Below are 23,307 nucleotides of genomic sequence, written 5' to 3'. Positions count from 1 at the left end.
CGTGGCGTATCGTTCAGAGGACTATATTTTATTAAGCACATATTATCAACTTCTTTATACAATTGAAGAAAGCCTTGGGTATTTAGATGAAATTGAGAAGGATTTTTCTAAAACAGAAGGGGATCGGATCTTTAATGATCTGATCCATGCCTTCTTTCATTTGGAGACAACCCACCCCCTTCTGTTAACAATTATTGAAAATGAGTGTTTTGAGCATTCTATTCGCTCATTTGATCAGATTTTTCTTAGCTTTGACATACTAGCTTTCTATACATTTCCTTCAAATCACTTCCAAACTTTCCTTAAAGCATACTTTATTCCTGAATATAGAAAGTGGATGAATGAAATACATGCCTGCATGAGGCCGTATGTCATTCATTAATTTTAGTTAATTCGGAGAATTCGGAGGACTTTATGAAACTAAAAAAGCAATTTTTAATTGGGATTATTGTCATTTGTGTATTATTTGTAAGTATTTTAAGCTTCTCCAGTTTCATCTATTACAAGACGGATCAATCCTATAAAAATCTACTTGCTAAAGAAGTGAAATTATATCAAACAGCGCTTGAGTTGGAAACATTATTACAAAAGCAGGAAGCTCAGATTAAAACATATGTAGTGGTGCCAGATAAATCTGTTTCACAAAAAATTGAAAAAACATACGAAGAAATCAATAAAAAAGCGAAGGAAGCGTCAAAGCTTAGTATAGTAAAAAAAGCGAGCACGCTATTAGACAACATATCTGAAAAAAATTATCTATACTATACCTCAACAAATCGATTATTTAACTCTCTTAATATGAATAATCAAAAAGAGTTCAATATACGCCTCACGAATGAATTGCAACCAATCGAACAAGAAATACATACCTTTACAAAAGAATTCGCAAATACACAACTTAAGCAAAGAGATCAAAAAATCAATCAGTTAAATGAAGAAAGTAAAAATGAATTGATTTTATTAATCATCATTAGCGCTATCATCATTGTCAGCTTCTTAATTGTAGGGTTTAGATTTGTTAATAGAATCACAAAACCGATCGCTTCTGTCACAAAAGCAGCTAAAAGAATGGCTGATGGCGATTTGACGTTTGAAGAAATAGAAGTGAAATCTAAAGATGAGATTGGCCAGCTTGGCACTGCTTTTAACCAAATGACCATTCATTTAAAAGAGCTCATCCAGCATGTCCAAGTCGGTTCTCAAAAATTAGCCGATTCCGCCACACAATTTGAAGAAACAATCAGTCAGACTTTATCAGCCAGTGAGCAAACATCTAGTTCTATTGAACAAGTCAATGATGCTTCACGTGAACAGTCAGAAGCGGTTGGAAAAGTTGCATCAGCCATTCAAGAAGTATCTGCAGGGATGCAAAATGCAGCAGAGCATACAGCAGATGTCTCAACTCATTCTGTATCTGTGACACAAAAGGCCGAAGAAGGCTCGTCTCTTATCCAGCAGTTTGTGAAACAAATGAGCTCGATCCGGCAGTCTGTAAATGAACATCATACAACGATGGAAAGTGTCCAAGTCCAGTTTGGAGGAATTCAAGAATTGCTAGGTCATATCCATGCGATAGCAGACCAGACGAACCTGTTAGCGCTGAATGCGGCCATTGAAGCAGCAAGAGCTGGAGAGCACGGACGTGGATTTGCTGTCGTTGCTGATGAAGTTAGAAAGCTAGCGGAAGAATCGAGTAAATTAACCGATCAGATTAGTCGATTACTAGTTAACGTGAACAAAGATACTGAAGAATCATCACAATCAATGGCCAAAGTGGAAAGTGATGTACAAGAAGGGGTAAAAGTATCTCAATTATCTGAACAAAGCTTTACCGACATTTTAGAGGCGATAAAAGATATCTCCTTAAAAGCAGAAGAGCTATCTGCTACGACACAACAAATTTCAGCGAGTACAGAAGAAATTTCTCAAACCGTTGGTGTCATTGAACGAGGTGCGAGGCAGAATTCAGAGGAGACACAACATATGTCTGCGGCAGTAGAGGAATCTCTTGCAGCCAACGAAGAAATGAAAGCAGCGGCAGAGGACTTAAAGGAACTGTCGCAATCATTAAGAACATCTATTTCTACGTTTAATGTTTAGCAAGAGAAGTGGTCTTTTTCCGAAGTGGATAGAATATATATTGATCACCAATTGAATATGACAGGTTGCACCGCGTTATTCGACAAAATTCAATAAAAATTCACATTTTTTTTACGTTTGAGCAGGAGAAAAGGAGGGAAAAGTAGAAATAAGTTTACATATCCTTAATTTTAAAGGAGGCGTTCTTTACATGAATTACAATGTCAGAGGAGAAAACATCGAGGTAACACCTGCACTACGAGATCATGTTGAGAAAAAAATTGGAAAGCTGGAGCGATATTTTGAGCAAGGTGTTAATGCTTCAGTCAACGTTAACTTGAAATTCTATAACGATCAAGAATCTAAAGTTGAAGTGACGATTCCAATGACTGATCTAGCACTTCGAGCTGAAGTGCATAATGAGGATATGTACAGTGCAGTAGACCTAGCTACAAGTAAACTAGAACGTCAAATCAGAAAGCATAAAACGAAAGTGAACCGTAAATTCCGTGAGCAAGGTGCCCAGAAGCATTTATTTGCTGGTGGTAATGGCACTGTAGACGTGGCGGTTCAAGATGATGAAGAAATTGAGGATGTAGAGATTGTCAGACAGAAGCGCTTCAATTTGAAGCCAATGGATAGTGAAGAAGCAATTTTGCAAATGAACATGTTAGGACATAGCTTCTTCGTTTTTACAAATGCTGAAACAAATTTGACAAATGTCGTTTATCGTCGAAATGACGGCAAGTATGGTCTCATTGAACCGAACGCTTAATTTTTAAAATCAATTGATTTCCAAATTCTTATAAATAAAGGAAACCCGTTGCTTATTCTTGCAACGGGTTTTTTGTCCTAAATCATTGCAAATTCTTTGGAAATCAATGAAGGTATGGTATGATAATTGCAGGTAAATATGGCCCTGACAAACTTTTGGACATGCCGAAAAAATGCATGAAATAGAGGAGCGTTATTATATGCTTGGAATTTTAAACAAAGTGTTTGATCCAACGAAACGTACGATCAGCCGATATGAAAAAAAGGCAAATGAAATAGAAGCACTCGCTCAGGATTTTGAAAAATTATCGGACGAGGCTTTAAGAAATAAAACAATTGAATTTAAAGAGCGCCTTGATAAAGGCCAAACGGAGGATGACTTGCTTTCAGAAGCGTTTGCGGTTGTTCGTGAGGCATCACGCCGTGTGACAGGAATGTTCCCATTTAAGGTACAGATTATGGGGGGGATTTCCCTTCATGATGGAAATATTGCTGAAATGAAAACGGGTGAAGGTAAAACTTTAACCTCCACGATGCCGGTCTATTTGAATGCACTTTCTGGAAAAGGTGTACACATTGTAACAGTCAACGAATACTTGGCAAGTCGTGATGCACAGGAAATGGGCAAAATCTTTGAATTTCTTGGTTTAACAGTTGGTCTTAACTTGAACAGCTTAGACAAGGATGAAAAAAGAGAAGCATATGCGGCAGATATCACGTATTCAACCAATAATGAACTTGGTTTTGACTACTTGCGTGACAACATGGTGCTCTACAAAGAGCAAATGGTGCAACGTCCGCTTCATTATGCGGTTATTGATGAGGTTGACTCTATCCTCATCGATGAAGCGAGAACACCGCTCATTATTTCTGGACAAGCTGCAAAATCAACAAAGCTGTACGTCCAAGCAAATGCATTTGTTCGTACACTGAAAACGGAAGATGACTACACTTTTGACATCAAAACAAAGAGTGTCCAGCTGACTGAAAGCGGAATGACCAAAGCGGAAAAAGCATTTGGTATTGAGAACATGTTTGATGTGAAACATGTAGCATTGAATCACCACATTGCTCAAGCACTAAAAGCGCATGTTGCGATGCAAAAAGATGTGGATTATGTTGTTGAAGAAGGACAAGTCGTAATTGTCGATTCCTTTACAGGTCGTCTAATGAAAGGTCGTCGCTATAGTGAAGGCTTACACCAAGCGATTGAGGCAAAAGAAGGCCTTGAAGTTCAAAACGAAAGCATGACTCTTGCAACAATTACATTCCAAAACTACTTCCGTATGTATGGGAAATTGTCTGGTATGACAGGTACAGCAAAAACGGAAGAAGAAGAATTCCGAAATATTTATAATATGCAGGTTGTGTCGATCCCGACAAACAGACCTATTGTTCGTGATGACAGACCTGATTTAATCTACCGTACGATGGATGGGAAGTTTAAAGCTGTAGCAGAAGATGTTGCACAGCGTTATATGATTGGACAGCCAGTACTTGTAGGGACAGTTGCTGTTGAAACATCAGAACTCATTTCTAAACTTTTAAAAAATAAAGGAATTCCTCACCAAATATTGAATGCGAAAAACCATGAACGTGAAGCGCAAATTATTGAGGAAGCTGGACAAAAAGGTGCTGTGACAATCGCGACAAACATGGCGGGACGTGGAACGGACATTAAGCTTGGTGAAGGTGTAAAAGAGCTTGGTGGTCTTGCTGTAGTTGGTACAGAACGTCATGAATCACGTCGTATTGATAATCAGCTTCGTGGGCGTTCTGGTCGTCAAGGAGACCCTGGTGTGACACAATTCTATCTTTCAATGGAAGATGAATTGATGCGTCGTTTTGGTGCAGAGCGTACGATGGCCATGTTAGATCGCTTTGGCATGGACGACACCACTCCAATTCAAAGTAAAATGGTCTCTAAAGCAGTTGAATCTTCACAAAAACGTGTAGAGGGTAATAACTTTGATTCACGTAAACAACTTCTTCAATATGATGATGTTCTTCGTCAGCAACGTGAAGTTATTTATAAACAGCGCTTTGATGTCATTGATTCTGACAACTTGAAGTCGATTGTGTTGAATATGATTCAATCCTCAATTGAACGTGCGGTTGATTCATATACACCTAAAGAAGAACTGCCTGAAGAATGGAAACTAGATGGTCTTGTTGAACTGATCAACACGAATTATCTAGACGAAGGCACAATTGCTGTCAAAGATTTATTTGGTAAAGAAGCAGACGAAATAACTTCACTTATAATGGATCGTATTAAAGAGAAATACGATGCGAAAGAGGAGAAATTCGGAGAAGAGCAAATGCGTGAATTCGAAAAAGTCATCGTTCTTCGTGCTGTGGATTCTAAGTGGATGGATCATATTGATGCAATGGATCAGCTTCGTCAAGGAATTCATTTGCGTGCTTATGCACAAACAAATCCTCTTCGCGAATATCAAATGGAAGGATTTACGATGTTTGAACAAATGGTAGCCTCCATTGAAGATGACGTAGCGAAATATGTGTTGAAATCTGAAATTCAAAACAACTTAGAACGTGAAGAAGTCGTGCAAGGTCAAACAACTGCTCATCAGCCTCAAGATGGTGATGAAGAGAAAACAGTTAAAAAGAAACCTGTACGTAAAGTGGTCGACATCGGCCGTAATGCACCATGTCATTGTGGAAGCGGAAAGAAATATAAAAATTGTCACGGGAAGACAGAATAGAAAGAGGTGAAAACCTCTTTCTATTCATGTCAACTTCAATACATCTATGAGGTGAAGGAAATGGAATTAGTAGAAATTAGGCAAGAGCTTGAAAATATGGCTAGCAGGTTAGCTGATTTTAGGGGGTCTCTTTGACCTTGAAGTAAAAGAAGCAAAAATCGCTGAGCTAGAGGCGCTAATGGCGGAAGCTGATTTTTGGAATGACCAACAACAAGCACAGGGTGTTATTAATGAGGCAAATGCGCTAAAGGATGCGGTTCATTCATACAACGGACTTTATGAATCACATGAAGATCTACAAATGACTCATGATCTGTTAAAAGAGGACTATGATGAAGAACTTCATCAGGAGCTTGAGAAAGAGTTAAAAAACCTAACGAAACAGTTCAATGAATTTGAATTACAGCTTCTCCTAAGTGAGCCTTATGACAAAAACAATGCGATCCTTGAGCTGCATCCGGGTGCAGGAGGAACTGAATCACAGGATTGGGGTTCAATGTTACTCAGAATGTACACTCGATGGGCAGAGCGCAGAGGATTTAAGGTTGAAACGCTGGATTATTTACCTGGTGACGAAGCAGGGATTAAATCAGTGACACTGCTCATTAAAGGGCATAATGCGTATGGATATTTGAAAGCAGAGAAGGGTGTCCATCGTTTGGTTCGAATTTCTCCATTTGACTCTTCTGGTCGTAGACATACTTCTTTTGTCTCCTGTGATGTCATGCCAGAGTTTAATGAAGAAATCGATATTGATATTCGTACTGAGGATATAAAAGTCGATACGTATCGTGCAAGTGGTGCTGGTGGTCAGCATGTCAATACAACGGATTCTGCTGTGCGTATTACACATATTCCGACGAATGTAGTGGTCACCTGTCAAACGGAAAGATCACAAATTAAAAACCGTGAACATGCAATGAAAATGCTTAAATCTAAGCTGTATCAAAGACGTATTGAAGAGCAACAAGCAGAGTTAGATGAAATAAGAGGAGAACAAAAGGAAATTGGCTGGGGAAGCCAAATCCGTTCATATGTATTTCATCCTTACTCTCTTGTCAAAGACCATAGAACAAACACTGAAATGGGAAATGTACAAGCGGTCATGGATGGAGATTTAGACTCATTCATTGATGCATATTTGCGTTCTAAACTATCATAAAAAACTCGGCTTCTTGCCGGGTTTTTTTAATTATGAGAAAATATGTTGAATACGAATGGAGAAATTACATAAAGCTATTTCTATATCCTTTGTATGATGAAAATAGCTAATAAAGGGGGAAATACGTTGGGTTTACAACCGTTGAAGGAAACGTGGGATTTAGATTATTTTTTTAAAGGCGGCAGTGCTTCGCCAGAATTTGTTACATATTTAGATGGCATCAAACAACAGATTATAGATTTTCAAAAGAGAGTCGACGTATTTACAAAAGGGGAAGGGCAAGTTGAAAAGAACTTAACGAATGTGATTGAGGCGTATGAATTAATATTTCAAAAGCTTTCACAAGCAAGCTCATTTGTTACATGTTTACAATCTCAAAATACGAAAGATATGAAAGCGAGTAACCTCCGAAGTGCAGTTGCTCAGCTTGAAGCGGATTTAGGCACAGTACTTGCCTCATTTGATCAGTCGCTAGCGATGATTCCAAAAGAAGAGTGGAACGAACTCATCAATTCACCAGTTTTTTTTGATATTCAATACATATTGAATGAACGTAGAGATCGTGTGAAAGACAAATTGTCCGTTGAGCAGGAAACTTTAATTCAAAAGCTGTCTGTAGATGGCTATCACGCCTGGGATGAGCTCTATTCAAGCTTAGTCAACAAAATTACGATTCCGTTTGAACAAAATGGTGAAATAAATATGATTTCTGTCGGACAAGCTGAAAATGTCATGGATGATACAGATCGACATGTGAGACAAACGGTTTATCACAACCTTGAACATGCTTGGGAACAGGATGAACATTTATTTGCCAGTACATTAAACCATTTAGCAGGATTTCGCCTTCAAGTATATGAAGCCAGAGGTTGGGATCATATTTTAAAAGAACCACTTGATATTTGCCGTATGAAACAAGAAACCCTCGATGTGATGTGGGAAGTCATTGATGAGCATAAAAAGCCATTCATTGATTATTTGCATCGAAAGGCAGAACTACTAGGTGTTGAAAAGCTTAGTTGGTATGATGTGGGTGCACCGATTGGAAATGAATCTAAAAAATATCCTTACCAAGAGGCCGCGGCTTTTATCATTCAACATTTTTCTAGCTTTGGTAAGGAGCTAGCTACGTTTACTGAAAAGGCCTTTAATGAGCGCTGGGTTGAAGCCGAAGACAGACCAAATAAACGAGTAGGCGGGTTTTGTACAAACTTCCCTGACAGTGGAGAGTCTCGGATTTTTATGACGTTCTCTGGGAGTCCATCTAATTTGGCGACACTAGCCCACGAATTAGGTCATTCCTTCCATCAGGATGTGATGCAGAATGTACGGATGTTAAATCGTAGCTATGCCATGAATGTAGCCGAAACAGCTTCAACATTTGCAGAAATGATTGTGGCGGATGCCTCATTAAAGGAAGCAACAAACGAAGATGAGCGTCTTAGCTTGTTAGAAGATAAATTACAGCGCAGTGTGGCATTTTTTATGAACATTCAGTCTCGATTTTTATTTGAAACGCGCTTTTATGAGGAGCGAAAAAAAGGGGAAGTACCTGCCGATAGATTGAATGAGCTGATGGAAGACGCTCAACGAGAAGCATTTGGTGATGCACTTGATGAATATCACCCGCATTTCTGGGCATCTAAATTACACTTCCATATTACAGGGGTTCCTTTCTATAATTTCCCGTACACGTTCGGATATTTATTTTCATTAGGTATTTATGCAAATGCGCTGAAAGCCGGTGCATCGTTTGAAGAGAAATATATTGCCCTCTTAAAAGATACAGCTTCGATGACGGTAGAAGACCTTGCATCGAAGCACCTTGGAGTGGATTTAACTCAAAAAGCATTTTGGGAGGAAGCGATCTCTTTAGCGGTAGCAGATGCACATGAATTTCTCGAGGCAACTTCAAAATAGACTTGAAAAGCTCCTATTATGGGAGCTTTTTTGATGGTTTCAGCCAGTGAAGCATTGTGTCTATTATTTCTTTTTGTTGTGTGATGGCAGGAATGGTCGCAGCGTGATCGCCCTTTTGCTCACCGTAGAGGCCGAATTGCGCATGATTTCCACCTATGATTTCATGGTATTTCGTTTGATGAGGAAGATTTTCCTTGGATTGATCGATTTTGTCTTTTGTAGCAAGACCATCTTTTTCACCTGAAATAGATAATACTTGGAAAGAAGCATCTCTCAATTGATCGGATGCGGGATAAGAGGCTAGAAAAAACAGTCCATCCAGCTGCTTTTCATGCTTTTCTGCATACATGGATGCAGCTGCTCCTCCGAGAGAGTGTCCACCAATATACCAATGCTTGATACTCTTGTTGTCATGCATGATGTCATGGGCTTTATTTGTATCAAAGATCGCAAATGAAAAAGGCATTTTAGGAATAAAGACAGAATATCCCTCTTTCATGAATGTATTAGCTAGATACGCATAAGCAAGAGGCTCTACTTTTGCACCTGGGTAAAGGATGATACCTGTATCACTGTTTTGAGCGGTGAATGTATAAACGTTTTTCGTCTGATGAATTTGCTCTAGATTGATTTGCTTTTTTAGCTCAGGGGAGGGCCCGTATGTAAAGCGGCTCCAAATATAAAAAGAGCTAAATGCAAGGAAAAGCAATATAAATAATATGAACCCTGTTATCTTCAGTGTTTTTTTCATCGCATGTCCCTTCTTTCTCATGTACATATTAAATATACTGATCATTTAGACATAATCCAAGTAACCAGTGCGCTAATTCGATTCTGTGATAAAGCATTAATCCATTAGCACTGCATTTGGCTGTTATTTACATTAGAAGTTGAAGAGCTTAAAATAAGTGTGCATTCAAGGATGAAGTAACGGAGGAAGAAATAAATGAAGCAGGGTCATTCCCTTTTATGGATCGAAATAAAAAATTACTTGTTCATATTATTAGGATCAGCCATTGTAGCGATTGGATTTAATACGCTATTATTACCAAACCAAATTGCCGCTGGTGGTGTGAGCGGGATTAGTACGATTATGGAATCGTTTGGATATGAGGCGGCATTTGTACAATGGGCACTGAACATTCCTTTATTTATTGCAGGGTTTTATTTGCTTGGAGGTACGTTTGGCGTCAAGACGCTTGTAGGTTCAACCTTTTTGCCTTTCATGGTTTTTGTAACAAGACATATTGAGCCTGTCACACATGAAGCACTTCTTGCTGCTATTTTTGGTGGGGTTGTGATTGGAATTGGTATTGGACTTGTGTTTCTTGGAAATGGCTCAACAGGGGGAACCGCACTTGCCGCGAAAATGATTAATAAATATACAGGGCTCACCTTAGGGACTTGTCTCGCCATAATGGATGGACTGATCGTTCTCACAGCTATGACAATTTTTGGTATAGAAGAAGGATTATATGCAGTACTTGGTGTGTTTATTTCAAGTAAAACCATTGACGTTGTGCAGGCAGGATTTAGTCATTCAAAGATGGCGATGATTATTACAGGTCATGAAGATGAAGTAAGACAGGCGGTTTTTGATCAAATTGATCGAGGTGTGACAAAAATTTCAGCTGTTGGTGGCTATACGGATCACGAACGACCAATTTTGATGTGTGTTGTCGGTCAAACACAATTCACAAAGTTGAAACAAGTAGTGAAAGCAATAGATGAATCAGCATTTGTCATTGTAATGGATGCAAAGGAGGTCCTTGGTGAGGGTTTTAAAAGAGCTTAAACAAGGATATAATAGCTGTGTTCAATTGATCGCAAAGGAGGAAAGATAATGAAAATCAAAAGTTTAGTCCTGTTTTTGACAATGGCATTTGTCCTTGCTGCCTGTGGTGGTGGTTCAAATAGCAGTGACAAAGACAGCGGCAGTAAGAGCTCTAATGTTAGCTCTGGTGAAGAAATTTATCAACAAAACTGTATTGGTTGCCATGGCAAGGATTTATCTGGCGGGGGCGGACCGAGCTTAAAAGAGATTGGCAGTAAATATAGTGAAAGCCAGCTAGCAGACATTGCCCAAAATGGTAAAGGGTCTATGCCGAGTGGCATGGTTGATGAGAAACAAGCCAAGGCAGTAGCAAAGTGGTTAGCTGGAAAAAAATAAAACCTTCGTCTAATCGACAAGGTTTTTTGTTTTCTATATATAGAAAGCGGACTTTTCGATAGTATGTAAACGTATTTAATACAGTTTTAATTAAAAAATAAGGGTAAAAAGGCATGTTTTTTCGCTATATTGTGTCTTTTTTTACTTTCATTTATAGATTTTGAAATATAAATGTAATACCACTGCGTCGATTCATGACGTATAATTGTAGTTGTTGAATGAAGAGAATTCATTTTTTTCTTCATTTGGGATAGAAAGGACATAAATTGCTGGTACTTACCGAAGAGTATGAGCGTGACCATACATAAGGTTTTTTGCCGAAAGTGGCAAAAACCATTGATAAAATAATTCAACTTATGCTGATCAGCAGCCAATAAGAAAAAGATTAGGTGATTACATGATTGAAATGAAGGAAGTCTATAAGATCTATCCTAATGGCGTGAAGGCGATCAATGGAATCAACGTCTCTATCCATCCAGGAGAGTTTGTGTATGTTGTTGGTCCAAGTGGCGCAGGGAAGTCCACTTTTATCAAAATGATGTACCGTGAAGAAAAACCAACAAAAGGGAAAATCTTGATCGAAAACAAGGATTTGGGTTCGATTAAAGAAAAAGAAATCCCTTACGTGAGACGAAATATCGGGGTCGTATTCCAAGACTTTAAGCTACTTCCGTCACTTACAGTGTTTGAGAACGTGGCGTTTGCTCTTGAGGTCATCGGTGAAGAGCCGAGTGTGATCAAGAAAAAAGTTCTTGACGTACTAGATCTTGTCCAGCTAAAACATAAAGCACGACAATTCCCAGATCAACTATCCGGTGGTGAGCAACAGCGTGTGTCAATTGCGAGATCAATTGTCAATAATCCGGATGTTGTGATTGCCGATGAACCAACTGGAAACCTTGACCCGGATACTTCATGGGAAATTATGAAGACATTAGAGGAAATTAACAACCGGGGAACTACGGTCGTCATGGCGACTCACAATAAAGAGATCGTAAACAGCATGAAGAAACGCGTCATCGCAATTGAAGATGGAATGATTGTGCGTGACGAAGCAAGAGGGGAGTACGGTACATATGATTAAAACTCTCTCGCGGCATTTACGTGAGAGCTTCCGTTCACTCGGAAGAAATACGTGGATGACTTTTGCATCAATTAGTGCGGTTACAGTGACGCTGATTTTAGTAGGTGTCTTTCTTGTGATCATGTTCAACTTAAACAACATGGCATCGAATGCTGAAAAAGAAGTTGAGATTAAAGTATTAGTTGATTTAACAGCAAACCAAGAACAACGAGATACATTAAAAGCGGATATTGAAAAAATACCTGAAATTAGTGATGTGAAATTCTCATCTAAAGATGATGAACTAAAGGCACTGATTAAAAGCTTTGGTGAAAATGGACAATCTATGGGGCTTGTTGATCAAGAAAACCCATTAAACGACGCGTTTATTGTTAAAACAACGGATCCACACGATACACCAAAGGTAGCGAAAAAACTAGAAAAGCTTAAGGGCACATACAAAGTGACATATGGCAAAGAAGAAGTGGGCCGATTGTTTAATGTTGTAGGCGTTTCACGTAATATAGGGATTGGCCTCATTATTGGATTACTATTTACAGCGATGTTCCTCATCTCTAATACAATCAAAATTACGATTTTTGCTAGACGCAAAGAAATCGAGATTATGAAACTTGTAGGAGCAACAAACTGGTTTATTCGCTGGCCATTTTTCATTGAAGGACTATTGTTAGGTGTTTTTGGTTCCATTATACCGATTGCGCTCTTATTGAGCACGTATCATTATGTTGTGGGCTGGGTAGCGCCAAGAGTTCAAGGCTCGTTTATCTCAATGCTTGCATACAATCCATTTGTTTATCAAGTCTCCTTGGTACTTCTTTTGATCGGAGCGGTCATTGGTGTCTGGGGAAGCTTAACATCCATTCGTAAATTCTTAAAAGTATAATTTATAGACTAAATTTTTATGACAGCAAACAATTGACTTTATGAGAAAAGAGATGTGACCGGTTGGTGAAGATCCACTCGGTCGGATCTTCATGTAGACAGTTGTCTTGGGAGGGGAATATCGTTTTGAAAAGAAAGCTGATAATGGCTGGAATGGCGGCGTTTATTGGAACGACATGGCTATATATTCCAGGTAATGAAAATCGTGCATTCGCATACGAAGACCTAGAGCAAAAACGTCAAAAAATTGAAGAGAAGACATCTAAAGCAACATCAGAACTCAAGGAAAAACAGGCAGAGCTTTCAAAGCTTGAAAAAGAAGAAACAAAACTGAAAGCTGATATTGAAAAGATTGATACGAAAATGACTTCAATGACGGAAAAGCTCATTGCGAAAGAAAAAAAGATTGCCGAAACAAAAAAAGACATTCAAGCACTCAAGAAAGAGATTCAGGTCATTCAAGAACGTATTGAGAAAAGAAAAGCAATTTTTAAAGATCGTATTCGTTCAATGCAAAAAAACGGCGGTACAGTAAACTATTTAGATGTGCTGCTAGGTGCTCGTAGCTTTAGTGATTTCATTAGTCGTGTTGGTGCTGTAACGACAATTGTTGAAGCAGACAAAGACATGATTACTGAACATGAAAACGATTTAAAGCTAGTAGAGCAAAAAGAAGCAGAGCTAAATAACAAGCTAAGTGGACTTGAAACCTCACTAAAAGAGCTTGAATTATTAAAGAAAGACTTATCTAAACAGCAATCAGAAAAAAGCAAAGTGCTTGGTCAGGTGAAAGAAGATAAGGAACATACGCATGACGAGCTTGGTAAGATTGAAAACGAGACCGAAATCTTAGCTAACCAAAAAGCTGCTGTAAAAGCGGAAGAAGCACGTCGTCAAAAAGAAGAAGCTGACAAAGAAAAAGCTGAAAAAGAAAAGCAGCCAACCGTACAAAAAGATATTCCTGCAAATACAAACAGTGTAAATGGTTCTTCACAAGACGTCTCTGATACACCAGCTAGTAGCTCAGGCTTTATTAAACCGGCTGCAGGCAGATTCTCTTCAGGATTTGGTGGTCGTTCAGGTGGTCAGCATTATGGACTTGATATTGCTGCAAGAGGAACAGTCTCAGTTGTTGCAGCCGCATCAGGAACTGTAACAAACTCCAGCTACTCACCTAGTTATGGGAACGTTGTGTTTATTACTCATAATATAGGTGGTCAAACATATCAAACAGTTTATGCGCATCTTTCAACAAGAAGTGTGTCAACAGGACAAAGAGTAGAACAAGGACAATTCCTTGGTCACATGGGGAATACAGGTCAATCCCATGGCCAGCATCTTCACTTTGAAATTCATAAAGGCTTATGGAATGGTGCGAAATCAAATGCAGTCAATCCTGCCAATTATATTCGATAAAGAAAAAGCCGATAACATTTTCCATATGTTATCGGCTTCTTTGACTTTCTATAGACTTGCATCAGGAGATTTTATGAAAAGAGCAGTAGGATACCTGCTATAATTGGCGTCAGCAATACCGCAGATTTCAATAACGGTTTTGGGGCAAGACGTGTAAATTTTGCTCCAATAAATGCACCTAATACCGTTCCTATCAATATTTGCAAGAGCAGTACAAAATCAACATAGCCTTCTGAAATATAACCAATGCCTCCACCAACTGATATTGGGATAATGACGAGCATAGTTGTTCCGACTGCTTGTCTAATGGACAATTTCAGCATGATCAATAACCCAACTTGAATAAAGGGAGCTGATCCAATCCCAAACATGCCTGACAACATACCAGCTACAAGCCCTAGGATCATACCTCTAGTCCAAATTTGGCGATGAGAGAGTGGCTGTTGATCGGCGTTTTCCTTCAGAATAAATAATTTGATCATGATAAAAATGGCAGATAAAAAAAGCATACCGGCTGTTAAATAATGAAGGCTCTCTTCAGGAATAAAAGGTGCGACCTTTGCACCTGCAAAAGAAGCTATACATGCTAATGCGCCAACAATAAGGCCTGATTTTAATTGAATATTCCCCTCGCGATAATGACTGTAAGCCCCTGATAACGTTGTAAATGCCATGGCGGCAAGAGACGTACCGAGCGCAATATGGATGGGAATATTGAAAATTAAGGTGAGCAATGCAATCACAAAGCCAGCACCGCCAGCACCTACAAATCCTAATAAAATTCCTAATAAAAGCATTGTGAAGATCATGTACATGACTAGGTCCCCTTCTAATTAATAACAAAATAAAAACTACACCTAATAAAATAAATAGTCAACCCTTTCAAGGAAGAATGTGATTACATGAAATGGCTTCTTCTGGCATATAATAACTCAGGTCATCAGGATGTGAGTTCAAGAAGGAGGCCAAATATGAAAAAACAAGTAATATCAATCATGGCAAGTGTCGTCCTATTATTAAGTGTAGGTTTTCTGGCAGACAAGGAGGGGAATAGCTCTCAGCCATCTGCTCCAGTTACAGCACAGGCGTCTGGACAAGCCAAATCAATGGATAGAGCCAAAGAGAACGGTATGGAGAAAATTGAGAAAGCATATGATCTCATCTCCAATGAATATGTAGAGGAAGTGGATCGCAAAAAGCTGCTAGAAGGCGCGATACAAGGCATGCTCTCAACATTAAATGATCCATATTCTGTCTATATGGACAAGCAAACGGCAAAACAATTTTCCGACTCGCTTGATTCATCCTTTGAAGGAATAGGAGCCGAAGTAGGGATGGATGAAGGGAAAATGATTATTGTATCAGCCTTTAAAAAGTCACCTGCTGAAAAAGCAGGATTGAAGCCTAAGGATGAGATCATCAGCATCGATGGAGAGACGATGAAAAATAAAAGCTTAAATGATGCTGTTCTAAAAATTAGAGGGAAAAAAGGAACTTTTGTCGTGATGAAGGTGAGACGAAGTGGCATAGAGAAGGATTTGACGTTTCGCATGAAACGAGAGGAAATCCCACTTGAGACTGTCTCTTCCTCTGTAAAAGATGTAAATGGTCATAAAACAGGTTATATTGCCATTTCTAGCTTTTCTGAAGATACAGCAAGGGATTTCACGTCAGCTCTCAAAACACTTGAAAAAAAGGGCATAGAAGGGCTTGTGCTTGATGTAAGAGGTAATCCAGGAGGATACCTGCAAAGTGTAGAAGACATTTTGAAGCATTTTATTACGAAAGATCAGCCGTATATTCAGATTGCTGAACGGAATGGGGATCGAAAGCGTTATTTCTCCAAACGAAAAGAATCGAAGCCATATCCTGTGAATGTTTTAATTGATAAAGGAAGTGCCTCTGCATCTGAAATTCTTGCAGGAGCGATGAAGGAAGCCGGACAATATGACGTCGTCGGTGATGTTTCCTTCGGTAAAGGTACAGTCCAGCAAGCTGTCCCAATGGGAGACGGTAGCAATATTAAGCTGACACTTTATAAATGGCTGACACCTAAAGGGAACTGGTTACACAAAAAGGGAGTCACACCAACCATCGCTATTCATCAACCAGCCTATTTTACCGCTGGACCTCTTCAGCTGAAAGAACCTCTTCAGCAAGACATGAATAATGAAGAGGTGACACAAGCACAGATATTATTGAAAGGGCTTTCGTTCGACCCTGGTCGTGTTGATGGCTACTTTGATAAGGAGACGAAAAAGGCTGTTCTCGCACTTCAAAGCACCTATAATTTAGAAAAAACAGGCGTTGTTGATTTGAAAACGGCAAAAACCATCAACCAAAAGGTGGATGAAGTGAAATCCTACGAAAAGAATGATTTGCAACTTCAGACTGCACTAAAAGCACTATATCTTAAAAAGTAAAGAGGCGGGCGTATGCCTCTTTTTTTCTGGTTCATAAGTGTTACAAAAATGTAATGATTTATTCTTAAAAATAAATTATATCGAGAAATATGTTCATTAATTTTGGAAATAACATAACATTCCTCCGAATTTACCCGATAACAAATGTATATAGGAGACTTTCTGTTGATTTAAACATGTCATGAAAATGAAACTTTTGAAAGTTGTATGTTACATAAAAAATTCTTACAATTAAAAGTAGCACTCATATTAAGAACATTTTATTTTTTGCGGATATTCAGCTGAGGATTTTAAGCTGTGCCGAGGTTTGCGCTTTTCTTAAAAGAACTAGTAAATGGGGGAACACAATTGAAAAGGGCAAGTATTGTGAGAGAGAAAAAATATTACGAATTAGTAGATGAGCTTAAAGGCCGTACTAAAGACGTGACGTTTTCCGCCACAAAGGCAATAAGTCTGCTCATGCTGTTAAGCAGATACTTGGTCAACTATACAACTGTAGAATCAGTCGATGAAATTGATGAGGACTGTGCTGAGATATACTTCAATTATTTAATGGATAATCATAAAAGACTTGGTATTAACTTAACCGACATCAAGAGATCCATGCAACTGCTTGGCGGTATACTAAATGTCGATGTCAATCACTATTTAAAAGATTTTTCACTGTCTAATGTCACACTTTGGATGAACCAGGAGAAATAAACCTAATGTCAAGCATCGATTTATTTGATAGAATAAGAGAAAATGCTTGACTTGGCGGTGAACAAAAATGAGCTCTGATTGGATAGGAGTAGGATTAAAAGCCATTGGTCTGTTTTTAATCCATCCTCTTTTTTATTTTATGATATTGGTGAGCCTATTTTATGGCTATCTCCGCGTGAAGCGAGAGAGAAGAGCGTTTCAAACGAGAATAGAAGATGTTTACGATGAAGTGAAATTTACATACTCAAAAGGCTGGCTTGCAGGAGTTTGCCTTTCAATCATTTCAGTCGGGCTAGGCATTGCCTTACCAGTTGGATTGATTGTCTTAATAGCTGGCTTTACCATCGTTTTCTCTCTATTTTTCAAGGCGAGTGCGCTTTCATCTGCGTATACACTCGGTTTCAGTATTGTGGCAGCATTTGGTCTTATGTTCTTCCAAATAAGCCATCCTTTGCTTCCGCAGCTTTCTATGATTCATTATGCGGCAGCTGTGATCCTTTTAGGATTACTGCTCATAACGGAAGGAATTTTAGCATATCGAACGGCACATTTACGCACGTCTCCAACAATGGTGATGAGTAAAAGAGGGCTCTTGATTGGACAACAACGGGCAAATCGCCTCTGGCTATTACCACTTGTGCTACTGATGCCAGTAGGCGAGGTATCTTCCTCAATTCCATGGTGGCCAGTTCTCCAAGTTCAAGATCAGACGTTCTCGTTGATTTGCATTCCGTATATTGTCGGTTTTGGACAACGAATTCAGGGCTCTCTTCCAATCGTGAGCATTCAAATTACAGCAAGGCGCATTCTCTTTTTAGGTCTTGCGATTGTGGCATTAGGTGTAGGAAGCATTTGGTATGAACCAATTGCATTTATTGCAGTAGCTCTGGCGATATTTGGAAGGTTCTTTCTTTCGTGGAAACAGCGAGCAAATGATAATGCCGCACCGTTTTTCTTTTCAAAACGTAATCAAGGCTTGATGGTGCTCGGCATCATCCCAAATACGCCTGCGGCTGATTTAAAACTTGAGATTGGCGAAGTCATTACGAAGGTGAATGGCATCGAGATGAAGACTGTCTCAGAATTTTATGAAGCTCTTCAAAGAAATCGTGCATTGACAAAGCTTGAAGTCATTGGTTTAAATGGTCAGACAAGATTTGAAAAACGTGCTTCTTATGAAGGAGAACACCATCAGCTTGGTATACTATTTGTCAAAGATGATCCAATGCAAGAACAGACCGCTATTTCGTCATCATAATAAAGGGCTGCCGGCGATGGCAGCTTTTTTTATGTGCAGTTTTTCTTTACCATATGAAACGCCCCACTCTCGCATTGCAAGAATAATAGGTTTTAATGTATCTCCAACCGGCGAAGTTTATAATAACGCTTTGGGTAGCATGTCAGGTGTTAGAGAATGACCCCTTTCATTTGCTCCCGATGCCAAAGGAGCGGAATCAGCAAGTCACGTCAATTACGTGAAACGTTCAAGCACAGCGATAAGCTGGCATTACACTGTAGATGCTAAAGGCTCTCCTTTTTCATTGATAATATCAATTGCATTAAGCCATATTTCTTGTTGTTCTAGGGGGACATTTTTAAGAGCAATTTCTTTTTGGAGCTCTGTAGGGTTGAAAATTCTGCCGCATATGTAGTTGTTGATGGAATAAAAACAGCAGAGGATAACAGGACTAGCATCATCTTAACAAAAGTTTTTTCATGCATGTAGATTTGGAGTTTTACGGTTTTATTGCGGTGTAGCATTATTTGGAAAATGATAATATATGTCATTATAGGGGGAATAGAGGAAGGGGTAAGTCTTATGGAGAAAGTTCTTTCTTCTCACGTTGGCTTGAAGATCAATGAATGGTATTATCACATTCAGAGATTCAACGTGACGGATGCTGAAACATATAAAGAAGAAGTCAAAACAATGCTTGATCATATGGAAAAAAATCAAGATTTATTGCTATATTACTCTCTAATGGATTTCAGACATAAATTAATGTTGGATTATCTAAATCCATTAAAGAATGGAGAAGAACGAGCCAACTTTCGGGAACTCGCAAACAAGATAAAGAAAGACCAAGAAAAGTTGACAGGTTTACTTGATTATTATTTCAACTTCTTTTACGGGATGTATGAATTTGAAAATTATGAATACCTCAATGCGATCACCTTCTATAAGAGAGCAGAAAAAAAGTTATCTCTCGTAAGTGACGATATAGAGAGAGCGGAATTCAATTATAAGTTGGCTGAAATCTATTACCATATGAAACAAACCCATATGTCTATGCACCATATAGCCCAAGCGATAGAATGCTATAGAGAAAAAGAAACTTATGCAGTGCGAGAAATACAATGTTCTTTTGTAATTGGACTAAATTATTTAGATATGGGTTGCCCTGAAAAAGCAACGCCTCATTTTGAACATGCACTAGATAAATCCGCCGACAACTCAACAAAGAGATTAAAAGGATCAGCTCTATATAATTTAGGGTTGAGTTACTTCTATAGAAATGAATTGACACAAGCGATAAAATACTTTAATGCCTCAATTCGAGCATTCAAAGAACAAGGTTACGAACATTTAAATAGAATTTTAGACCCGCAGATTATGCTGTCTAAATCTTATTTCAAAAAAAACGAAAAGGATTTAGGTATCTATGCATTAAATAACGGCATAGAATTATCTGAAAGGCTGAAAGATACTGTTCTGCTACCCATGTTCAAATTTTTAAAATCATTATATGTTGAAAATGATTTTGAGCAGTTAAATAAAATAATGGATCTTTTAGAATCAAAATCAATGTATGCCGATCTTGAGGATTTAGCTAAAGACGCTGCAAAATATTATAAAGAGGTAGGAGATAAGGACAATGCAATGATTTTTTATGAGAAGGTTCTTTATTTCCAAGATCAAGTGAAACGAGGTGATTGTCAGTATGAAATTTAAGTCGGTATCAATCGTATTAATCATTATCAGTGCAATAGGTGTGTTTAGTTATTTTTCATCCGAAGTGACAGCAAGTCATGACGAAGCAAGAAGAGGTCACACGGCAAGTATCGGTTATTCTGCTTGAAAAAAGACCCGTAAAAGGGCTTTTTTATTTGAATATTTTTTCAAGCAGCTTCCCAGATGCTTTGCCCGCAGCACGACGCACTTTGATGTTTTGTAAAGGAAGGATCTTATTTTGTTTATGTTCATTTTCATTTTACGCTCCTTTTGCTTCTGTCTATTTTTAAAAGCCTCCCTCAACTCCTCCGATGGAATGTTTTGGGGATATTGACATAGACCGTGATATCAGTGTTTCTGATTGTAATAATGAATGTTTTCATTCTGGAAACATCATTAAACCTAACGCACAAAATGTGCGTACTTGAATCAAGATATTATTTCTTTTATCATTACGGTTCGTTCATTTTTCTAGCGTAACAATTTAACGAAAAATAGAAATGAATTGAATCAAAGAAAAGAGAAGAGGCCCACAGTTTTAAAATTGGAAAGGGTGAACGATATGAGAGACAAAGAAACATTGAAAAAGGAAATAATTGAAGCCTATCAATTTCGTCATGCGACAAAGGAATTTGATCCGACAAAGAAAATAGCAGAAGAAGATTTTCAATTTATTTTAGAAACAGGCAGGCTTTCTCCTAGCTCTGTAGGTTTTGAACCTTGGAAATTCCTTGTGATTGAAAATGAAGCGTTCAGAGAACGATTAAAAGAGTTTACATGGGGAGCGCAAAAGCAATTACCAACGGCAAGCCATTTTGTTATCATTCTGGCAAGAACAGATGCACGCTATGATTCAGCATATGCAGAATATATTAGTAAACAAGTGAAAGGAATGTCAGACGATATGTTTGACATGGTGCAGGATCGTTACAAAGAGTTCCAGGAAAATGATCTCCACTTATTAGAAAATGAGCGTACACTCTTTGACTGGGCTTCAAAACAAACCTATATTGCTCTTGGAAATATGATGACAGCCGCTGCACAAATTGGGATTGATTCATGTCCTATAGAAGGCTTTAGCTATGATGAGATCCATCGCATATTGGAAGAGGAAGGGCTACTTGAACATGGTCAATATGACATTTCTGTGATGGTTGCTTTCGGTTATCGCATGACAGAAACAACACGAGAAAAAACGCGCCGTCCACTAGAAGAAGTCGCTGTTTGGATTCGCTAATGAACCTATCTATTTAAAAAGCTGTTGACAATTGCTTGGTTAGTCAGTATATTTAAAAAATAAAATCTTTGACAAAATATGAAATTTGACTATAAACGCTTTGAATTGAGAATAGTAAATGAACATCCGTTTTTTTTAGAGAGCTGCGGGGTGGTGCAACGCAGTAAAACGTATCATTGAACTCGCTCAACGAGCGGTAAGACTGAATATAGTAAGTCTTCACGTGTAACCTGCGTTATCGGGTTTTAAGCTGGATTTGGCTATAGGCTGAATCAACAAGAGTGGTAACGCGGTTGTAAGGTCAGTCGTCTCTTCATAAGGGATGACTGGCCTTTTTTTACGTGTTTTTATCTCATATTTATCTGAAGATTCAAATTTGAAAGGAGCTAAAGCAAATGGAAAAGGAACAAGTACATTTAAAACGAACAATGACTTCAAGGCATATTATGATGCTTGCGCTTGGTGGTGCAATCGGTGCAGGGCTTTTTAAAGGAAGTAGCTCAGCAATTGATATTGCAGGTCCTGCAGTCATTCTTGCATATATGATTGGCGGTCTTATTTTATTATTTATCATGCAAGGACTTGCTGAGATGACTGTATCACGACCAGGAGCAAGAACATTTCGTGATTTGATCGAGCCAGTTTTAGGGAAGTATCCTGCTTATTTTCTAGACTGGATTTATTGGAAAATGTGGGTGCTTAATATCGCAGCAGAAGCGATTGTATGTGCCGTTTTTATTCGGTATTGGTTCCCTCAAGTACCCATCTGGATTCTTGTCTTGATCATTTCGCTTGCCGTAACATTGATTAATGTGTGCTCAGTGAAAATGTTTGCTGAGACAGAATACTGGCTTGCATCTGTGAAAATAGCAGTTATTATTTTATTCATTATCATTGGTTTAACGATGTTATTTGTATCATTTGGACAGCATACAGCACCAGGTTTATCAAATTTAACAGCACATGGTGGGTTCTTCCCAAATGGTACTGGTGGTCTGATTGCCGCAATGCTTGTTGTTGTGTACTCATACGGTGGTACTGAAATGATCGGTGTCACATTGGCTGAAACAAAAAACCCTGAAAAGGTCATTCCAAAAGCCATTCAAAGTACATTTGTGCGTATCATTGGTTTTTATGTGTTGCCGTTCTTCATTATTGTGAGCTTAATTCCTTGGGATCAAGTGAACAAGGAACAGGTCAGCCCATTTGTAACAGTGTTTGCCACAATCGGCGTGCCGTATGCAAGTGATATTATGAACGGAATTATTCTACTAGCGATCTTGTCTTCCATGAATTCCGGTCTCTACGCTTCTTCAAGAGTGCTTTATACACAAGCGATGGACGGACGTATATGGAAGGGGTTTTCTAAGTTATCAAAACAACAAGTGCCGGTTCGTGCAATCTTGGCGTGTACGTCTACTCTTTATGCGGCTGTGTTAATTTCATTATTTAATGGTGAACAAACATTTAACTACCTCATGGGCTCTCTGAGCTACACTGTGTTATTTATTTGGTTTATTATCGCAGTAGGTCATTTGAAATCACGTAAAGTCAGTGAGCTCGGTGAGTATCGAGTCAAATGGTATCCTTTTACGACATGGTTCTCAGTTCTTGCCATTATTGCTATTTTCATCGGAGTTGTTGCGACAACACCTGTCATTCAAACGGTTGTGACAATGACGATTTATTTGCTAATCACCCTTTCTTTCTTTATAAAAAGAGAGCGGTTTGAGACGATTGCTTAATTGAAAAACGTGCGACGCCTGACAAGGCATCGCA

20 protein-coding genes and 1 other annotated feature are annotated in these 23,307 nt (G+C 38.6%); of the genes, 18 read left to right on the top strand and 2 right to left on the bottom strand.

The window, feature by feature from the left end:
• Window position 1: 1 nt before the first annotated feature.
• From ACQKEZ_RS07655 to ACQKEZ_RS07630, 6 genes are all read left to right on the top strand, one after another.
• Window positions 2-382, top strand: a complete 381-nt coding sequence (locus ACQKEZ_RS07655) for a hypothetical protein (protein WP_427299714.1) — start codon at window positions 2-4, stop codon at window positions 380-382.
• Window positions 383-414: 32 nt separating this feature from the next.
• On the top strand, window positions 415-2,100 hold the full coding sequence (locus ACQKEZ_RS07650) for a methyl-accepting chemotaxis protein (RefSeq protein ID WP_427299713.1): 1,686 nt from the start codon (window positions 415-417) through the stop codon (window positions 2,098-2,100).
• Window positions 2,101-2,290: 190 nt separating this feature from the next.
• The gene (gene hpf / locus ACQKEZ_RS07645) at window positions 2,291-2,854 is read left to right on the top strand and encodes a ribosome hibernation-promoting factor, HPF/YfiA family (RefSeq protein WP_427299712.1); all 564 of its coding nucleotides are present in this window, start codon (window positions 2,291-2,293) and stop codon (window positions 2,852-2,854) included.
• Between the two features lie 199 nt (window positions 2,855-3,053).
• A complete protein-coding gene (secA, locus tag ACQKEZ_RS07640) occupies window positions 3,054-5,579 on the top strand; it encodes a preprotein translocase subunit SecA (protein ID WP_427299711.1) in 2,526 nt (841 codons plus the stop codon).
• 60 nt (window positions 5,580-5,639) lie between these two features.
• Window positions 5,640-6,741, top strand: a protein-coding gene (gene prfB, locus ACQKEZ_RS07635) for a peptide chain release factor 2 (protein ID WP_427299710.1) whose coding sequence is annotated in 2 segments (ribosomal slippage) — window positions 5,640-5,711 and window positions 5,713-6,741 — 1,101 coding nt in all. Because the reading frame shifts where the segments join, the coding sequence is not laid out codon by codon here.
• Window positions 6,742-6,867: 126 nt separating this feature from the next.
• Complete coding sequence (locus ACQKEZ_RS07630) at window positions 6,868-8,661, top strand: M3 family oligoendopeptidase (RefSeq protein WP_427299709.1); 1,794 nt, start codon at window positions 6,868-6,870, stop codon at window positions 8,659-8,661.
• Between the two features lie 16 nt (window positions 8,662-8,677).
• On the opposite strand, the gene ACQKEZ_RS07625 is transcribed toward ACQKEZ_RS07630, so the two are convergent.
• Complete coding sequence (locus tag ACQKEZ_RS07625; RefSeq protein ID WP_427299708.1) at window positions 8,678-9,412, bottom strand: alpha/beta fold hydrolase; 735 nt, start codon at window positions 9,410-9,412, stop codon at window positions 8,678-8,680.
• Between the two features lie 195 nt (window positions 9,413-9,607).
• On the opposite strand from ACQKEZ_RS07625, the gene ACQKEZ_RS07620 reads away from it, so the two are divergent.
• From ACQKEZ_RS07620 to ACQKEZ_RS07600, 5 genes are all read left to right on the top strand, one after another.
• Window positions 9,608-10,456 carry a YitT family protein gene (locus ACQKEZ_RS07620; protein WP_427299707.1) on the top strand — a complete coding sequence of 283 codons (849 nt, stop codon included), beginning with the start codon at window positions 9,608-9,610 and terminating at the stop codon, window positions 10,454-10,456.
• 48 nt (window positions 10,457-10,504) lie between these two features.
• Window positions 10,505-10,831 carry a cytochrome c551 gene (cccB, locus tag ACQKEZ_RS07615; RefSeq protein WP_427299706.1) on the top strand — a complete coding sequence of 109 codons (327 nt, stop codon included), beginning with the start codon at window positions 10,505-10,507 and terminating at the stop codon, window positions 10,829-10,831.
• A 397-nt stretch (window positions 10,832-11,228) separates the two neighbouring features.
• Window positions 11,229-11,915, top strand: a complete 687-nt coding sequence (gene ftsE, locus ACQKEZ_RS07610; RefSeq protein ID WP_427299705.1) for a cell division ATP-binding protein FtsE — start codon at window positions 11,229-11,231, stop codon at window positions 11,913-11,915.
• Window positions 11,908-12,798, top strand: a complete 891-nt coding sequence (gene ftsX, locus ACQKEZ_RS07605) for a permease-like cell division protein FtsX (RefSeq protein ID WP_427299704.1) — start codon at window positions 11,908-11,910, stop codon at window positions 12,796-12,798. The genes ftsE and ftsX overlap by 8 nt, the downstream gene beginning before the upstream one ends.
• Window positions 12,799-12,923: 125 nt before the next feature.
• Window positions 12,924-14,213 (top strand): murein hydrolase activator EnvC family protein, encoded by a 1,290-nt coding sequence (locus tag ACQKEZ_RS07600; protein ID WP_427299703.1) that lies wholly within the window; start codon window positions 12,924-12,926, stop codon window positions 14,211-14,213.
• 71 nt (window positions 14,214-14,284) lie between these two features.
• Here the strand turns inward: ACQKEZ_RS07600 and ACQKEZ_RS07595 are convergent, their stop codons facing one another.
• A complete protein-coding gene (locus ACQKEZ_RS07595; protein ID WP_427299702.1) occupies window positions 14,285-15,028 on the bottom strand; it encodes a sulfite exporter TauE/SafE family protein in 744 nt (247 codons plus the stop codon).
• Between the two features lie 156 nt (window positions 15,029-15,184).
• On the opposite strand from ACQKEZ_RS07595, the gene ACQKEZ_RS07590 reads away from it, so the two are divergent.
• From ACQKEZ_RS07590 to ACQKEZ_RS07560, 7 genes are all read left to right on the top strand, one after another.
• Entirely contained in the window at window positions 15,185-16,636 is a 1,452-nt protein-coding gene (locus tag ACQKEZ_RS07590) for a S41 family peptidase (protein ID WP_427299701.1), read from the top strand.
• Window positions 16,637-16,984: 348 nt separating this feature from the next.
• Window positions 16,985-17,338 carry a swarming motility protein SwrAA gene (locus tag ACQKEZ_RS07585; RefSeq protein ID WP_427299700.1) on the top strand — a complete coding sequence of 118 codons (354 nt, stop codon included), beginning with the start codon at window positions 16,985-16,987 and terminating at the stop codon, window positions 17,336-17,338.
• 67 nt (window positions 17,339-17,405) lie between these two features.
• The gene (locus ACQKEZ_RS07580; protein WP_427299699.1) at window positions 17,406-18,596 is read left to right on the top strand and encodes a PDZ domain-containing protein; all 1,191 of its coding nucleotides are present in this window, start codon (window positions 17,406-17,408) and stop codon (window positions 18,594-18,596) included.
• Between the two features lie 561 nt (window positions 18,597-19,157).
• Window positions 19,158-20,291, top strand: a complete 1,134-nt coding sequence (locus tag ACQKEZ_RS07575; RefSeq protein ID WP_427299698.1) for a tetratricopeptide repeat protein — start codon at window positions 19,158-19,160, stop codon at window positions 20,289-20,291.
• Window positions 20,281-20,418 carry an aspartate phosphatase gene (locus ACQKEZ_RS07570; RefSeq protein ID WP_427299697.1) on the top strand — a complete coding sequence of 46 codons (138 nt, stop codon included), beginning with the start codon at window positions 20,281-20,283 and terminating at the stop codon, window positions 20,416-20,418. The genes ACQKEZ_RS07575 and ACQKEZ_RS07570 overlap by 11 nt, the downstream gene beginning before the upstream one ends.
• A gap of 435 nt (window positions 20,419-20,853) precedes the next feature.
• On the top strand, window positions 20,854-21,528 hold the full coding sequence (locus ACQKEZ_RS07565) for an NAD(P)H-dependent oxidoreductase (protein WP_427299696.1): 675 nt from the start codon (window positions 20,854-20,856) through the stop codon (window positions 21,526-21,528).
• A 91-nt stretch (window positions 21,529-21,619) separates the two neighbouring features.
• Window positions 21,620-21,844, top strand: a binding site (T-box leader).
• Window positions 21,845-21,923: 79 nt separating this feature from the next.
• On the top strand, window positions 21,924-23,273 hold the full coding sequence (locus ACQKEZ_RS07560) for an amino acid permease (RefSeq protein WP_427299695.1): 1,350 nt from the start codon (window positions 21,924-21,926) through the stop codon (window positions 23,271-23,273).
• Window positions 23,274-23,307 lie beyond the last annotated feature (34 nt).

This window comes from Bacillus sp. NPDC077027, from assembly GCF_050269555.1.
GTDB lineage: Bacteria > Bacillota > Bacilli > Bacillales > Bacillaceae > Bacillus.
The sequence above is the reverse complement of the archived record's forward strand: the minus strand, read 5'-3'. Positions and strand labels throughout refer to the sequence as shown.